15 protein-coding genes are annotated in these 16,095 nt (G+C 46.0%); 5 read left to right on the top strand and 10 right to left on the bottom strand.

The window, feature by feature from the left end; translation table 11 throughout:
* Window positions 1–22: 22 nt before the first annotated feature.
* From ACLVWR_RS02745 to ACLVWR_RS02730, 4 genes are all read right to left on the bottom strand, one after another.
* Window positions 23–1,120 (bottom strand): OmpA family protein, encoded by a 1,098-nt coding sequence (locus ACLVWR_RS02745; RefSeq protein WP_413582423.1) that lies wholly within the window; start codon window positions 1,118–1,120, stop codon window positions 23–25.
* A 139-nt stretch (window positions 1,121–1,259) separates the two neighbouring features.
* Window positions 1,260–2,156, bottom strand: coding sequence for a hypothetical protein (locus tag ACLVWR_RS02740; RefSeq protein WP_413582422.1), 897 nt, complete (start codon window positions 2,154–2,156; stop codon window positions 1,260–1,262).
* Between the two features lie 115 nt (window positions 2,157–2,271).
* Window positions 2,272–2,865, bottom strand: a complete 594-nt coding sequence (locus ACLVWR_RS02735) for a YceI family protein (protein ID WP_413582421.1) — start codon at window positions 2,863–2,865, stop codon at window positions 2,272–2,274.
* A gap of 181 nt (window positions 2,866–3,046) precedes the next feature.
* Window positions 3,047–5,104, bottom strand: coding sequence for a S9 family peptidase (locus tag ACLVWR_RS02730; protein ID WP_413582420.1), 2,058 nt, complete (start codon window positions 5,102–5,104; stop codon window positions 3,047–3,049).
* A gap of 198 nt (window positions 5,105–5,302) precedes the next feature.
* On the opposite strand from ACLVWR_RS02730, the gene ACLVWR_RS02725 reads away from it, so the two are divergent.
* Complete coding sequence (locus ACLVWR_RS02725) at window positions 5,303–6,136, top strand: flagellin (protein WP_340596415.1); 834 nt, start codon at window positions 5,303–5,305, stop codon at window positions 6,134–6,136.
* On the opposite strand, the gene ACLVWR_RS02720 is transcribed toward ACLVWR_RS02725, so the two are convergent.
* Window positions 6,126–6,563 (bottom strand): MAPEG family protein, encoded by a 438-nt coding sequence (locus ACLVWR_RS02720; RefSeq protein WP_413582419.1) that lies wholly within the window; start codon window positions 6,561–6,563, stop codon window positions 6,126–6,128. The genes ACLVWR_RS02725 and ACLVWR_RS02720 overlap by 11 nt on opposite strands.
* A gap of 127 nt (window positions 6,564–6,690) precedes the next feature.
* Between ACLVWR_RS02720 and ACLVWR_RS02715 the strand changes: the two genes are divergently transcribed.
* Entirely contained in the window at window positions 6,691–7,041 is a 351-nt protein-coding gene (locus tag ACLVWR_RS02715; RefSeq protein WP_340596417.1) for a 4a-hydroxytetrahydrobiopterin dehydratase, read from the top strand.
* Window positions 7,042–7,049: 8 nt separating this feature from the next.
* Window positions 7,050–7,607: a flavin reductase family protein gene (locus ACLVWR_RS02710; protein WP_413582418.1), complete on the top strand. Its 558-nt coding sequence runs from the start codon at window positions 7,050–7,052 to the stop codon at window positions 7,605–7,607.
* Here the strand turns inward: ACLVWR_RS02710 and ACLVWR_RS02705 are convergent.
* From ACLVWR_RS02705 to ACLVWR_RS02690, 4 genes are all read right to left on the bottom strand, one after another.
* The gene (locus ACLVWR_RS02705) at window positions 7,602–8,492 is read right to left on the bottom strand and encodes a DUF72 domain-containing protein (protein ID WP_413582417.1); all 891 of its coding nucleotides are present in this window, start codon (window positions 8,490–8,492) and stop codon (window positions 7,602–7,604) included. The genes ACLVWR_RS02710 and ACLVWR_RS02705 overlap by 6 nt on opposite strands.
* Window positions 8,458–9,957, bottom strand: a complete 1,500-nt coding sequence (locus tag ACLVWR_RS02700) for an FAD-dependent oxidoreductase (protein ID WP_413582416.1) — start codon at window positions 9,955–9,957, stop codon at window positions 8,458–8,460. The genes ACLVWR_RS02705 and ACLVWR_RS02700 overlap by 35 nt, the downstream gene beginning before the upstream one ends.
* Before the next feature lie 156 nt (window positions 9,958–10,113).
* Window positions 10,114–11,409 (bottom strand): methyl-accepting chemotaxis protein, encoded by a 1,296-nt coding sequence (locus ACLVWR_RS02695; protein ID WP_413582415.1) that lies wholly within the window; start codon window positions 11,407–11,409, stop codon window positions 10,114–10,116.
* On the bottom strand, window positions 11,399–11,980 hold the full coding sequence (locus ACLVWR_RS02690) for a hypothetical protein (protein WP_413582414.1): 582 nt from the start codon (window positions 11,978–11,980) through the stop codon (window positions 11,399–11,401). The genes ACLVWR_RS02695 and ACLVWR_RS02690 overlap by 11 nt, the downstream gene beginning before the upstream one ends.
* Before the next feature lie 178 nt (window positions 11,981–12,158).
* On the opposite strand from ACLVWR_RS02690, the gene ACLVWR_RS02685 reads away from it, so the two are divergent.
* Window positions 12,159–13,049 carry a 2-oxo acid dehydrogenase subunit E2 gene (locus tag ACLVWR_RS02685; RefSeq protein WP_413582413.1) on the top strand — a complete coding sequence of 297 codons (891 nt, stop codon included), beginning with the start codon at window positions 12,159–12,161 and terminating at the stop codon, window positions 13,047–13,049.
* On the opposite strand, the gene ACLVWR_RS02680 is transcribed toward ACLVWR_RS02685, so the two are convergent.
* Window positions 13,046–15,247 (bottom strand): ATP-binding protein, encoded by a 2,202-nt coding sequence (locus ACLVWR_RS02680; RefSeq protein WP_413582412.1) that lies wholly within the window; start codon window positions 15,245–15,247, stop codon window positions 13,046–13,048. The genes ACLVWR_RS02685 and ACLVWR_RS02680 overlap by 4 nt on opposite strands.
* A 111-nt stretch (window positions 15,248–15,358) precedes the next feature.
* Between ACLVWR_RS02680 and ACLVWR_RS02675 the strand changes: the two genes are divergently transcribed.
* The gene (locus tag ACLVWR_RS02675) at window positions 15,359–16,081 is read left to right on the top strand and encodes a response regulator transcription factor (protein ID WP_413582411.1); all 723 of its coding nucleotides are present in this window, start codon (window positions 15,359–15,361) and stop codon (window positions 16,079–16,081) included.
* Window positions 16,082–16,095 lie beyond the last annotated feature (14 nt).

The raw sequence follows: 16,095 nt of genomic DNA, 5'->3' as shown, positions 1-16,095 counted from the left end.
TCAATCTCTATAATCTTGCTTCTTATTCTACTGAGGAAAGAGCTCTGCGAAGTGCGTCTTCATCTTTTACGCCGATGAAGTGCAACTCTGCGCGACGTTCTTCTCTGTTGCTGCCGCCAACGGAGCCTTCAGAGCCTCTGCCGACCGCTGCGACTTTGGAGGAGTCAAGACCATATCTTTCCAATGCGCTCGCCACTGTGTCGGCGCGACGTTGGGAGATACGTTCATTGATAGCTGATGATCCTGTGGAGTCAGTGTATCCACGAACTTCCACACGTTCGAACAACTCAGAGTTTTCATCAAGAACTTTCGCCAGTCTTTCCACTCTACGTTGATCTGTATTTGTCAGAGCAACTTGGGAGGAGTTGAAGTTGATTGATGAGTTACCGGCGATCAAGCTGGACAAAGCCACGTCATTCAAGATTTCGGAAGGTTCTGCAGAAGCCACCGGACGAGCGGTTTCGACTGCTACGAATTCTTCTTCAACCATTGTATCCGCAGCTGTGGATCTTACTGATGTTCTGTAGGCATTTGGATTCCAACCCATTTGCAAGTCCACCAGGTACATCATGACCACATCGCCCTCATTACTTGTCAGACTTTGTGCGCGAAGACCTACGCGGCCCAGCCATGATTCTGACATATCAAATTCCTTCAAACCTTGCAGACCGACAAATTGAGCATCACCTTGAGAAGATGCATAGTTCGGACCTTGACTGAAGAATTGATTTCCGACCACACCCCACTGCCAGCGACCTTCAGTGCGGTAGCGGGCTGCGATTTCCAGAGCACCATCGGTACTAGCTGTATCCCGAGCAGTATCATGGATGAACTGTTGATTGTTCACGCCGTAACCCAGGTCGAAGACCCATGGACTTTCAAGGTACCAAGAACCCAGCAGTTTGATGGTAGCTGGTGTTCCTTCGACGTCCTGAACTGCCGAATCACTATAGCCTGTGTAACCACCACCCAATCCAAGAAAAGGTAATAAACCTCTTGGTGGTGCGGATGTGGCTTCACGTCCGAATTGCAGTGTACTTGAGGTAGCCGACTGTTCTGACTCTTGGGCTTGTACCCAAGATCCTGTGCAGATTAGTGCTGCGATGATGAGTTTTTTCATAAAGAGTGTCTCCTTGTTTATGGCAGCTTCAGTATGAACGCTAATGCCCTTACAGCAATTTTTTTTCGTATTCGAGGGGGATCTGTGTGATCAATCAGATGTGTGTTTGCCCATGAACAAACACATACTGGACGTCTCATTACCGGCGGTTCAATGAACTGCACAAAGAGCTGTAGTGACGGACCAGGGTGGCTTCAACCGGGTCTCGCTCTTTTTCATCCACTATATATACTCCAACCGGATCATTGGTGTCTTTGATCGGTACTATCCCGGTCACAATCCCCGGTGCATAGAACCGGGAGTCAGCTTGTCGATAAGTAAGTAGGGCATCGTGGCCAGGGCGGTTCGAATCGTAAACCCAAAACTTCACGTCACCATTGGATTCACGTGTGTACCTTTTTGCAAGGACCACATGTTGAGCCACGCGACTGGCTCTGACGACAACGAGACTGAATTTATTATTCTGCAGGTTTTGCACCAGAAGATTTCTGGATTCGAGATTGTTCTTTTTGCTGCGACTGCCATTGCCTATGATGAGTTTTAAGTTCTTCGCAAACTTGTGAAATCGTTCCGTTTCGTATTTTTCAATTTCGGATTTAAAATCACGGTCGCCGACCCCGCGGATGAGGGTTGCCAAAATTCCGAAGTCCATTCGGGGGTAGGCTTCCTGGTTTTGCATAACAGGATAAGTGGGATTACCCCGCAGCATATTTAGGACTTGAAGAGTTTGGGGGCGGGAGTATTCAGAAGGAGCATTCCATCGCCCCAGGTAAAAGAAAAGCCGTTGTGCTCGTGAGAGGGACCAGCACACTCCAAGTTGATATAGACCACTTTTAACATCATATTCCCAATTCGTAGTGGGAAGGTGGAAGTCCGACGAGAACTGACGGGGAGACATGCGTTTGTAAATTTCATTCATCGTCACCTTGTTGCAGGGGAGATCTGTCACCAAAGAGTCAGTGATTGTCTGAGCGGCCATTGTGTTTGCGGAAGCAAGAGTTGCGACTATGAGTGAAGAGATAAATATTTTTTTCATCGCCAAACGCTAGCAAAGAATATTTTTCGGTGCGAATGGAGAAGTATTAAGAGTTGGAAAAGCAAAAGGGCGTGAATTACACGCCCTTTTGAGTTCATGTTGTTTATGAAATGAACTATTTTTTAGCTACTAGTTTCAAAGTCATCTCGAATTCATCGCTGATGATTTTGTCTGCAGTAAGTTCTTTGAAGAAGTTACCGGAACCATATTTCAAGCCCCATTTTGTGCGGTCAACTTTTACTGTTGCTTCGCCAGTCATTACGCCTTTGTCGGTAGTGATTTTTGCTGGGAACTCGATTGGGTTTGTTTTGCCAATCATTGTCAGTTCACCTTTAACAGTCACTTCATCTTTTGCTTTTGGAGTGATGCTAACGATTTTAAAAGTTGAAACGGGGAATTTTGTTACGTCAAAGAAGTCTGCATTGGAAAGGTGATCAACCAATTTCTTTTGGTAGTCAGGGCTGCTTTTCAAATCTTCATTGGAGATTGTTGCCATGTCGATGTTGATTTGACCGCCAGTGACAGCACCTTTTTTATCCACGGTAACAGAACCGTCTTTTACATTAATGCCACCGTTGTGTGCTGAGCCGGCTTTTTTAGTCGCCTTCCAGGCAACTGTGCTCGCTTTAGTATCAACTTTGTAAACGTCTGCTGCGAATGCAGAAGAGCCAACCAATAGAACAAGAGCTGCGATCATAGATTTCATCATTTTTACTTCTCCTTGATGTAAATGAACGAACCCTTAAACTATTCAGTAATTTGTGTTGAATCGCAATGTTTTGAAGAGAAATTAGTACTTAAATCCGAAGATGAAACGGGAATAAGAAGAAGGAAGTTATTTGCACCTCAAAGTACGGACTTACCCCTTGAGGTAAGTCCATACTTTTGGATTATTTTGCTTTAGCTAGACCGAAGGCGTTGAGGATGAATGCATATTCTTCGGCTTGTTCCCAAAGATGATCGAATCTCCCTGAAACTCCGAAGTGACCTGCTCCCATGTTTGTTTTGAATACCAAGGCATTGTCGTTGGTTTTCAGTTCTCTGAGCTTGGCAACCCACTTCGCCGGCTCCCAATAAGTCACACGCGGATCATTCAAACCACAAGTGACAAAAAGGTGCGGATACGATTGCTTGGAAACGTTGTCATAGGGAGAGTAGCTCTTCATGTAATTATAGTACTTTTTGTCAGCGGGATTTCCCCACTCTTTATATTCGATCTGTGTCAGGGGGAGATCTTTGTCCAACATGGTGTTGATCACATCAACAAACGGCACGTGGGCCGCGATTGCTGTAAACAGTTCAGGGCGCATGTTCATGCAAGCCCCCATGAGCATTCCCCCGGCGCTTCCTCCGCAGGCAGCAAGCTTGTCCTTGGCGACCCATTTGTTTTTAATCAGGTAGTCTCCGCAGGCGTTGAAATCCAGGAAGGTGTTTTTCTTTTTTAAGAACTTTCCGTCCTCATACCAAGATCGTCCCATTTCCGAGCCACCACGGGGATGTGCCAGCGCATAGACGAAACCGCGGTCGATCAAACGGAAAACATCACGTCGGGCAGGGAAGGCGTCGGGGATGATGGCTCCGTAGGAACCGTAGCCATACAAATAGCCCGGAGCTTTGCCATTTTGTTTAAAGCCTTTTTTATAAACCAGGGTCAGAGGCACTTTTGCGCCGTCATGGGACTTTACAAAGACTCTTTTGCAAACGTAGTTTGATTTTTTATGACCTTTAACTTCACGGGTCTTCAGAGTCTTGGATTTTCTGGTGATCATATTGTATTCAATCACTGAATCAGGCGTGATGGGCGATGAATAGCTCAAGCGCACAACATCCGTTTTAAACTCACGATTCCCACCGCCGACACTGACTTCATAAGCAGCATCATCGAAGGAAACTAAATGGTCTTTTTTCTTTTCAATGTTATAGATGCGAATCTGTGGCAGACCGTTTTGACGTTCCTCAAGAACCAGGAAGTCTGAAAATAGAGCCGCTGAGGATTTGTAGATCTTATCAGACACGGCTATAACTGTTTTCCAGTTCTTTCTGCCTGGTTTGTCCACCGACGTTTTCATGATCTGATAGTTTTCAGCTTTGTAGTCTGTGTGGATCCAGAACTCTCCGTTGCGATCCATAACATGATAGAGCATTTTCTCCTTACGAGGCTCCACGCACTGGAACTTGCCGTGAGCATCGGAGGAACGCAGGAACCAGACTTCGTTTGTGACCTTGCCGCCGGTATGAATGTAAATGAAATCGTTGGTGCTGGTTGAGTAAACGTGAACGAAGAACTCGGAGTTCTTTTCCTCATACACAATCACATCTTTTTTTGCATCTTCGCCCAGGATGTGACGACGAACACGGAAGGGACGAAGATTTGCATCCAGCTCCACATAGAACAGGGTTTTATTGTCATTTGACCAAACGCATTCCCCATGAGTGTTGGTGATGGCGTCTGAAAGTGTTTTCCCGCTTTTCAGGTCTTTAAAGTGAATTGTGTATCTTTCTGAACCATCGAAGTCCACAGCGTATGCCAGAAGATTTTCGTTGGGGGCGATTTCAAGGCTGCTCAGCATGAAATACTTTTTGCCTTTGGCAATGACGTTGCCATCGAAATAAACTTCTTCGCGGCCGCCTTTGCGTGGCTTTCTGGCATGAATCGCATACTGCAGACCTTTTTTATATTTGCTGTAATACAGGTAATTGCCTTCAGGAGCGGGTACGGTGGAATCATTTTCTTTGATTCGGGACTTCATTTCCTTGAAGAGTTTGTTTTTCAAGGTCGTCAAAGGCTTCATATGGGAATCAAAATGTTTATTCTCTGCATGCAAGTAAGGCATGGTTTCCGGATGTTCGCGGTCTTTTAGCCAAAAGTAGTCATCGATGCGGATGTCGTTATGGTTTTTAAACTTTTGGGGATGCTTCGAGGCTTTGGGTGCCGGGATGGATTTCATGGTTCTTTTCCTTATGACGTTAAGCGAGTCTATTAAACTTGGATTCGTAGAGGAAGTCCACGTTTTGGTTCTTAATGAAACGAGATTGTGAATTTGCTTTTTTTATTTAAGGTCCAGTTTGAAGATTCCGCACTCATTCTATGGTCTCGTGAAGTAAGTAGGATGTTTCCCGATCAGTTCCCTCGGAGAGAACGACAAATGGGAATGAGAATAAACACAAATCTTGCTGCTATTAACGCTCAACGCAATCTGGTGGGAAGCCAAAGGATCATGAATGATTCCATGGCCAAGCTCGCTTCTGGAAGCCGTATCAATAAGGCTGCCGACGATGCCGCGGGTCTCGCGATCTCCGAGAACATGAAGGCGCAGATTCGTTCTGCTGCGCAAGCACAAAGAAATGCCAACGATGGCATCTCCATGATTCAAACGGCCGAGGGCGGCTTGAATGAAATCAGTAACATCATTATCCGTCTGCGTGAGCTGGGTATCCAGGCGGGTTCAGATACAATTGGCGATAAAGAGCGCGGAATGCTTAATAAAGAGGTCCTGCAACTGCGTGAAGAAATGCAGCGTATTGCCAAAACCACGACCTGGGGATCGACCAAGCTCCTGGACGGAAGTGCACCTTCTTTTGATTTTCAGGTGGGGATTGGCAACGATCCCAAATTGGATCGCATTACGTTTGAAGCCGGGCAGGGCGCAGCAACACTGGATGCCTTGGGTCTTGATGGTCTTTCATATGATACCAAAGAAGGCGCTCAAAACGCATTGGCCCGATTGGATGAAGCGCAGGTTTCCATCAACGGCACTCGAGCTTATATGGGTGCTTTGCAAAACAGACTTACTTCGTCGGCAGATAATTTGGGTGTTATGCAGGAAAATCTATCTGCAGCGAATAGTCGTATTCGTGATACTGATGTGGCAGCAGCTTCCAGCGAAATGACCCGCAACAATATTCTATTGCAGGCGGCAACTTCGGTGCTGGGGCAAGCTAACACTGCAAATCAACTTGCCCTTAAACTTATCGGCTAGGTGTCAGAATGATTGTGGCTTTGATTACGATCAGAATCCACATCGCTATCAGCATCAACCAACCAAGTACATAAGCACGCATTCTTTTCAGGACATCGTTTTTTCCAAGATGAATGAATGCGTGCAAAGTTCTAGCTATCACGTACATCCAAGCGCAAACCACAAAGGGGAATCCTTGGACTGGTAGTATCATTCCCAGCAGACAAGCTACATAAAACAGAACAGGGGCCTCGAACAGGTTGGCAAAGTGACGTACAGCCTGAACGGACTCTTCCGGTTCTTGCCCTTGGAAGGTTTTAAAGAAGCTAAGTCTGGTGGTGCCCGAGCGGACTGCACTGTATCGGCCAATCAGTACTTTTAGGAGTACACATACCGTAAGCAGAAACATCGCACACATGGGAAAAACGATTTGAATGTTCAATGACATAGTAGCGTTCCTTTCGCTGACAAGTGAAAGCGTTGTTCGGGAAAAAGCTTGTGTCAAGACAAAGAGCGGAGCCATTTCTTTATTTATTACTCGTTCTTAATCTAAAATAAAAATCAGGAGGTCTGAGATGATCGATTCTGCTGAGCTTCTAAAGAAGAAGAGTAAAAAGGTGAAGAGTGCCCTTTCTGGAACTGAAATTGACGCGTATATCGCAGCTCTTAAAGGGTGGGCGTATGAGGACAATCACATCGTTAAGTCCTACACCTTTCAAGATTACTATCAAACAATTGCGTTTGTGAATGCGGTGGCATTTGTTGCCAATTCAGAGAATCATCATCCGGATCTACTGGTTTCTTTCAATCGTTGTGTTGTCATGTTGAATACTCATTCGGTGGGCGGAGTCTCCGAGAATGACTTCATTTGTGCTGCTAAAATTGACGCAGTGGCAAGTCACAACTTCGTTCCGGTTTCACACTAGTTGAGTCCATGAAGAAGTACCGAAAGCATGACTTTCCAGTCGATAAAATCCGTCGCTTTTTGGAGCCGGGTCCTATTGTTTTGGTCAGCTCCTGCTTTAAGGGTGAAACAAATATAATGACGATGGGATGGCATACTGTTCTGGAATTCTCGCCCTCCCTCGTTGGCTGCATGATTACGGCTGGCAATCACAGCTTTGATTTAATCAAGAAAAGCAAAGAATGTGTGATCAATATCCCCACTGTGGATCTTATGGACCAAGCCATAGGAATCGGAAATTGCACTGGTGGAAAGATCGACAAGTTTTCTGAATTCAAATTAACGGCAGTCCCTGCAGAGCGAGTTGCTGCGCCCATGATTGCAGAATGCTATGCGAATCTGGAGTGCAAGTTGATAGATTCAAAAATGCTAAACAAGTATAATTTCTTTATCTTCAAAGTGGTCAAAGCACATGCTCCTAAATCACCTCGATATCCCAAGACGTTTCACTATACTGGAGATGGGGTGTTCATGATTTCCGGCTCCCATGTCGACAAACGCCGAAGGTTCAAGCCGGAAATGCTATAGCTGAATATGAATCTCTGACGAACCAGTGCCAGAAATTATACTTTGCAGTTTTGCAGCATCAAAGGGTGCTTTGACCTTAAGGTCGTTATCAAAGTAAATGAAAATATCGCGGGGCCTGCGGGGCGGGCTCACGTCCGTCAACTTAAGGGCATCTTGGGGTTCTTTACCAATGTGCCAGAGCTGAATTCTTGAGGACCACCACTTAAGGGAATCTTCGCCATAACCATTTTTATAAAAAGTCTCGTCACCATGCAGGCGAAGATAGATAAAGTCAGTCGTCACGTCTTCCATGTAGGGCCATTTTCCCGCGGTGTCGGCAAAAACCAATCCGCAATTGTACTGCCTTAGCAGTGAGATGAACTCCGGATTTTCGAAGCTGTGATGGCGAACTTCAAACGCGTGGTGCAATCCTGCAGCGTCGGAGCGAATCAGGTCCGAATAGTGTTTGCCATACCTTTCTGATTTGTCGGCGAGTGCAGTGGCCTGAGCCCGGGTTTGCGGAAGCAGCCTTAGGAATGATTCAAATTCATCGGGTTCAAATCTTAGAGTTGGCGGCAGCTGCCAAAGAATGGCCCCAAGCTTTTCATTTAAGTTTAAAATGCCCGACCCGAAGAAGTTAATCAGTGCGCGTTCACAGTTCTTTAAGCGCAACACATGCGTGATAAAGCGGGATGCTTTGACGGAAAAGCAGAAGTCTTCGGGAGTTTCCGAGTACCAGCGCAGATACGTTCCGGGTTTTTGATTGGCATAGAAAGAGCCGTTTATTTCAATGGAGGATACTTTGCGACTGGCATAGAAAAGTTCCTTCCTGGCAGGCAAGTCTGCTGGATAGAACACGCCTCGCCAAGGTTCATAAACCCAGCCGGATATTCCTATCTTTATCATTTGATTCTCCTGGGGATTCGCCAAGTGGCTGCAGATCATGGGTGGTTGGGGCATGAAGACAGCTTCCGAATCGGTCAAATCGGGAGCCATGACAGGGACAGTCCCAGGTCTTTTCCGCAGAATTCCATTTTACGATTCCGCTTAAATGGGGGCAAACGGCTGACATTTTAAACAGTTTGCCATCTCTATCTTTGTAGACCGCAACTCGCTTTAATCCGTCATTTACAACACAGCCTTCATCGGGAAGTAGTGATGCGATATCGTCGTGCGGAAGTATCCAGTCCGCATAATGTTGCATGGTGGTTGTATTCTGAGAAACATAATCCTTAAGAGCCTTGGGGGTAAACCGGTTCGGATCATAGATCCCGGAATATTCATTGTGACTTCCGGCAATCTGATCAGCGATGACTTTTGATGCGATCGCCGAATGGGTAAAGCCATGTCCAGAGTCACCTGTGACTATATAAGTATGATTTCGTCCTGGTGATTTACCAATAAAAGCCATTCCGTCCACTGGTTCAAGAAGTTGACCAGACCACATGGTGGCTACATCAGAAATATGTGCGCCCAATCTTTCCTGTGTCCACGTTAATAGGTTTTTAAATGCTTTTTCGGGATGCCCTTCGCCAACGCGATGATCCTCGCCACCAACTATAAGAATGTCGGTGTTTGAATCTTTTAAAGATTGAGTGACTCGCATGTAGTGGTATGAATCCGACGTGTCCCAAAAGAGCGCATGGGGAATACTGTCCCGACGTACTTTAAGCGCGATGCAGTAGGTGCGGTAAGCTGCTTGTTTGAGATATATCTTATTTGCTGTTGTTGGACCATTTGTGGCAAGAATAATAGAGTCGCATTTAATTTTAAATCCGCCTTCTGCCTCGACATAAGTTTCAGGGGTTTCGTGAAATGCAATGGCATTGGTGTTCTCGTAGATCAAGCCACCTTTTTTGATGATGGCCTTTATCAATCCATTTATAAACTTCAGCGGATGAATTTGTGCCTGATTCTGAAATTGCAGAGCCGGACCCATCTCGAAGAAAGATTCTTTGAAATCCGTGGAAAGTTTGACACCTTTCACGCCCGCTTTTTTGGCAGCATCCAGCTCCTGACCTAAGTAAGAGGCCTCTTTGTCAGGCGACGAAAATAGATATCCATTCACACGCTGGAAATCACATTCTATATTTTCATTTTTGATAATTGATTCAAATAATTCAATTCCTTCGCGATGGCTCCGGTAGAACAGACGAAGTGTATCCAAACCATGGATACTCAGCAGGTGTGAGAAACCGTCATCCAAAGCATCGGAGAGGTGGGCGGTGGTGTATCCTGTCTCATTTTTAGAGAGAGTACCTCTTTCCAGCAGAATAACGCGTCTTCCACGCTGTAGCAGCTCATAGGCACACAAAAGGCCCGCGATTCCTCCTCCGACGACACAAATATCCGCTTGAAGCGAATTTTCCAAGCGAGGCATCGGTGGAAGATTGAATTCAGTCTGCCAAAGTGAATGTGTTTTTTGCTGGGGTAGGGGCATTGTCGCAACCTCGCAGGAAATAAAAGTCCCCTTTATTTTTCCATTGTGGTGGTAAAGGGGATAGATGTTATTCTGCAGTTGTTTAGGTTACGCAGCTTTTGTTTCCACCGAAGAATCTTTAATGCTGCTTACGAGACCACTTAATGTCTGGGCATCGATAAGTAATTGGTTGGAAGTTGAGTTTAGATTCTGCGCATAGGTCGTGTTTTGGGATGTAAGTTCATCGACCTGGTGGATGGTCTTTGTCACAGCCTCCAGGTCGCGAATTTGCGCGCTGCTGGATGACGAGATTTCCGCATTCAAAGTTTGTACGCGATTAACGGCTGTCAGAATTTCACTCAAAGATTTCCCACTCAGGTCCGCACTGCGCTCACCATTGCGGATAATCTCGACGTTACCTTTAACCAGCACGGAGATATCTTTGGCAGAAGTGGCGCATCTTTGCGCCAGTGTTCTAACGGCCTCAGCGACAACCCCAAAACCCCTGCCATGCTCACCAGCCCGGGCGGCTTCGACGGAGGCATTCAGTGCCAGCAGGTTCGTTTGAAAGGCGATGTCTTCGATGATTGTTACGATATTATTGATCTCATTGGCGCTGGTTGAAATTTTCTTGATGGTATCAATCAGATCAATAATATGTTTTGAGCCATCAGACGCAACCTTCTTGGACGTTGTGGACAGGGATTCAGCTTCGACGGCGGAGCGAGAATTAGTGGTAACTACTCCCAAAAGCTCATTTAGCTTTTGAATGGAGTCCTCAAGTCGGGAGCTGACTTCCATGGTGGAGTCATTGAGCTTTTTTCCGGTGTCTTCGATAACGGTGCAGCCATCGATGTTTTGACTGGAGATTTCAGTTAGCTGCGCGATTGTTGTGTCCTGCATACCGATAAATACGCTGTAGCGTTGTGCGATCAGCAGCAGCGGAATTGTTTCAAGAACGACAAATGTGGCGTGGAGAGCCACGATGCCAAAGCTTGCGTCATAGTTGAAAACACTTTTTGGAAACCACAGATAGAACGCCACGTGATGAATTGCAATGGTGGCGGCTGCCGTGATGATAGGAGTCAGCATACCAAAGCTTAAACAGACCGCCAGTGAGACGAATACGTGAAAATGCATTTCAATCATGCCGTTACCAAGATGTATCAACAGTCCTGAAAAGCTCATCAAGGCCATTGCCAGCAAGTTTGGCAGCAGGGCTGAGGAGATTCCCAGCAAGTACACCAGTGTCGGAGCAGAGAGGATGAATAGGCCGACTCCCCAGGCAACCCACTGACTGTGACCGTTTATATGAGCCAAGTATGAGAAAATCGGGAAATGAGCAAAGAGGCTTAATAAGAACATTCTGGAGCGTGATCTTGTAAAGCTTTGTCTAAAGTTCATGGGTCACCTGGTTTGAGTATTTCATTGAAAATGGATCTACTATTTTTTGCAGTTTACGACTGACGGCACAGCCGAAGATCGGGAAGTTTTTTACTGTCCCTTTGCCTTGCAAGCTGTTTAGAATTTCCAGATCGCGAATGGGGCTGCCATCCTTGATGGATTTTTCCGAGTAACCACCGGCATAGACGGTGTCCCCCTTAGGCGTGGAAATCAGAAGAAATGGCACACCCAGTTTGGATATGTCTTCTTGCAGGTCCTCGGGGTTCATATGTCTGACTGGAAATCCTTTAGCAACCAACGCTTGAGAGTCCTTCTGGGACTTTCCTAGCAGTACAACGTCTTCATGGGTGTCCGAAAGCGGGCCGCGCTTTAAAAGATTCGCCATGACAGCTTCAGAGCATTTGCAATCTTCACTGAGCACATGTGTGAGGGTCCACGCACCAGGTTGCTTGGACGACAACGAAGTGTTGGAGCTGAAAGACATAAGATGCCAGCCATAGAACTGGGACACCAATCCCATTGTTCCCAATGCCCAACATCCGATAATGAAATATAATAAGTACTTCTTCACACGTAACAGATCGGGGACTATTTGACAGATCTTTAACGTGAATATCGTCTAATTGATAATTTTAGTAACTAATGGGGATTAAAGTCCGGGAGCCAGCTCGACTGATCAATGGTCGAAAACATGTATCGGTGGACCTTTCATATTTTACTGTGTGATCGATCAAACTTAGCATGAGAATATGAAAGCAAAACTAACATTATCTAAAGGTGGCTCGGCATTTCGCAAAATCGCGATGGGATCATGGCATAAAGCTGGTGATCCTTCGGTGTATGGCTTGTTGGAAATCGACATGACCAAAGCGCTGGAATACATGAAATCCTACGAGACCGCCACCGGAACCAAACTTTCCATTTCTCATCTTGTCGGCAAGGCAGCTGCAACAGCAATGAAGGAGCGGCCTGAAATTAACGGCATGATTCGCTTTAATCGCATTTATCTGCGCGATCAGGTCGATGTTTTTTATCAGGTGAATATCCCTGGCAATCCTGAAGATCCAGTGGGCAAAGCAACTTTAACGGGCGTTGTGGTTAGGGCTGCAGAAAACATGACGGCAGGACAGATCGCTCAGGAATTGGCTAACAAGTCCAAGGCGATCAAGGGCGGAGCAACAAGTGAACTGACAAAATCCCTGGATGCAATGAAGTTCATGCCGTGGGGATTGATGCGCATGATTCTGAATATCACATCATTCTTAAATTACGATTTGGGTATTAATCTTACCTGGGCCGGGATGCCGCGAGACGCTTTCGGATCAATTATGATCACGAATATCGGCGGGATGGGTGCTGATACCGCGTGGGCTCCATTGGTGGCATATTCAAAAGTGCCGATTTTGCTGACGGTGGGTCAGATTAAACAACGTGCCTGGGTCAGTGAAGCAGGTGTTGTTGAAGCAAGACCGGTCGCGCGCATAGGTGTGACCTTTGATCATCGTTTTATGGACGGGACGCATGCTGCAGCTTTGCAAAAGATTTTTGAAAAATGCTTTGCTGAGCCAGAGAAATACTTCGGCCAAGTCACAGAAAATTCATATCCAAAGCTTTCGGCGTTTCCTTTGAAGATGGCCTAAAGATTTTGTTCTGGGGGATACTGGGCGCGAACATGTTTGCCCAGGTATTCCTGCACGAGAGACAATTCATTTTCCAATGAATCCACCAGCAGAGTCATCTGCTGAATATTGGTCGATGCCAGATCAAGCTTTTCAATACGTTCAGCAATTTCCTTCAGGCGGAGCGCGCCTAGTACGGCAGCTGACGACTTCAGGTTGTGTGCAAGTTTTGGCAAAAGTGCAAAATCACCTTTGGACAGGGCTTCGCGCATTTGGGCGACTTGTGCCGGGCTGTCCTGGTTGAAAATATCCACGACTTCCTTAAGCAAGGTATGACCGTTTCTTTTTTCTTCAGAATTAAGAAGGCTCAGGCTCTGAGGATTTGCAGCGTGCTGTCCCTGAATAATCCATTTGTTAATTTTGAACATGAGATCGTTATAAGAAATCGGCTTGCTGATATAGTCATTCATACCGGATTCCAGGCACTGTTCAATGTCACCTTTGATGGCATTAGCCGTGGTCGCAAGAATGGGGATGGCCCGGTTGTCGTCGCCAGCCTGACCTTTACGTATTCTTCGAGTGGCCTCGTATCCATCCAGTATGGGCATTTGGGCATCCATCAGAACAAGATCGAACTTTTCAGAAAGGAGAGCGGCTATCGCAGCATTGCCATTTTCGGCAGTGCGGCTGGTGCATCCCATTGTTGCCAGCATTTCGCTGACCACTTTTTGATTTATCAGATTGTCTTCAGCTATAAGGATGTGGCCGCGAATCATCGAGGTTGGTTTAAGATTTGCCATTCTGCTGATAGTGGCATCGGTTGACGGCACTCCCAGATTTACATCAAAGTAAAAGCGCGAACCAATGCCCTTGACGCTGTCTACGTCTATCTTGCCTCTCATCATTTCCACGATTTGTTTGGAAATAGCGAGTCCCAATCCCGTACCGCCGTATTTTCGAGTTGTGGAACTGTCCCCTTGAGTGAAGCTTTTAAATAGTTTTTTACGGGTGTCATCATCAAAGCCGACACCTTGATCAATGACTTCAAAGAGCAAATGCATTGATCCCTCGGCATCAGGTCCTTTGGGTGTGATGCGAACTTTAATAGTACCCTGCTCTGAAAATTTGATGGCGTTGTTTATCAGATTCAGCAAAACCTGGCGTAATCGCAAGGGATCGCCTGTCAGGAACTCGGGCACGGTTGGATCGATTTCGATTTTAATTTCAAGATTTTTCATACGGGCAGAATATTCGACAATAGACACGGCACTTCGCACCAAAGAGGATAGTTCGAAGTTGGTTTCTTCCAGTTGGAGCTTTCCCGACTCGATTTTTGATAAATCCAGAATCTCATTGATCAGTGACAGAAGTGCATTCGAGGAGGTTTTAATGGTTTCAAAGTAATCCTGCTGACGTGAATTAAGTGGAGTCTGTTCAAATAACTTCAACATGCCAATGATTCCATTTAACGGAGTGCGAATCTCGTGACTCATGTTTGCGAGGAAAGCGGACTTCATATTTGATGCTTCCAGAGCTTTTGTTCGAGCCACTTCAAGTTCCGCCTCAATCGATTCGCGCATACGAATCTGATTGCTTAGCAGGCGGGTTGAGAGGAAGAAAAGTAGAAATGAAATCCCGATTCCCACGGCCACCAGGATACATGTGTTGATGAATTTGGATTCCAATTTTCCTGAACGCTGGGTCAGCAAAGTTTGCTCTTCGGTTTCGATATCAGAAAGAAGGCGATGGATTTCAGAGGTTTCAGCAGAAGTCAGAAGGGATCTGTATTTCTCATCAGTGAGTATCTTTCCGTTGTGTTGAAGCTCGGCTGCGAAACGCTGCCATATTGTGGATTTTGTTGCGCTTAAGGATTTTAAGCGCTGAATGCGACGTGCCTGTGTGGGGTTGTCACTTGCGAGTTTTGACAGTGTATCAAGATTTCTTTGCAGTGCCAGTTGCGCACTATTGAATGGTTCCTGGGATATCGTCGGATCAATAAACATCGCGGAAAGAGTGACCTTACTTTCCTCCAGATTCGCTTTGGTTTTCTGAACTTCAGTCAGGACCTCGTAGGTGTGTTTGCGCCACAAGGAAGCCAGTTGCAGTTGGCGGCCGCTATAGAAGATCGTGACGCCGATAATTACCAGGATGCAAAATCCGGCAAAAGCTAGGAAGAACGAGGTTTTTGAATGGTATTCGCGACCGTTTTTCTTTCCCATACTTCCATTAAACCTCTCTGGAGGATGAGCGCCAATCATTCGGTCTTTGAATAATCAAAATACACACTAAAAATGGTAGTCATGTGTCGTGTGGCTCTGGAGAATCAAGGAATGAACAAGAATCTGAAGAATGTGCTTCTAATTGAGGATTCCAGGGAGATGCAGGCAATTGTCCGTCATTCGATTTCGGATGTTTGCCTCTTGAAGCACGTGGGAACTGCGGCAGAGGGCCGGAACGAACTGGATCTGGGAATTTATTCGTTATTACTTTTGGATGTTTCTTTACCCGATGCAGATGGATTTGAGTTTTGCGCAAGTCTGCGCAAAGAAAAAAGATATCTGGATTTGCCAGTGATTTTTTTGACGGGAAAGACCGATTTGGCCCAAAAGGTTCAAGGATTTGAAGCCGGTGGTGATGACTACATTACCAAACCCTTTGAGCCCGAAGAGCTAAGAGCACGGGTTAAGGGCAAGCTCAGCCGGATTAAGGAACTCGGAAGCTCCTTCAGTTTGGCGGGATACCGGGTGGATTTTTCGATGCAAAAGATTTTTGAGATGAATGAGGAAGGTGTTGAACATGCGCTGCCGCTGACGCCTCTCGAGTTCAAAATTTTCAGTCACCTTTTGAAGAATTCCGGAAAGGTTTTCTCCCGCAAGAATCTGTTGGAGCTATTCTGGGCTGACAGTCTGCATATTTCCAATCATACCGTCGACACCCATATTTCCTCACTCCGAAAGAAGATGGGTGAGCGGGGAGGATTGATTCGATCCGTCTTTAAGCAGGGATACACATTTGAACCTCTGAATGAATCTCAAAGGGATGTCTCAGTCTGAGAAGGCAAATCCTT

The organism is Bdellovibrio sp. HCB288 (assembly GCF_047305935.1).
Lineage (GTDB): Bacteria > Bdellovibrionota > Bdellovibrionia > Bdellovibrionales > Bdellovibrionaceae > Bdellovibrio.
This window is presented reverse-complemented; position numbering and strand designations above follow the sequence as displayed.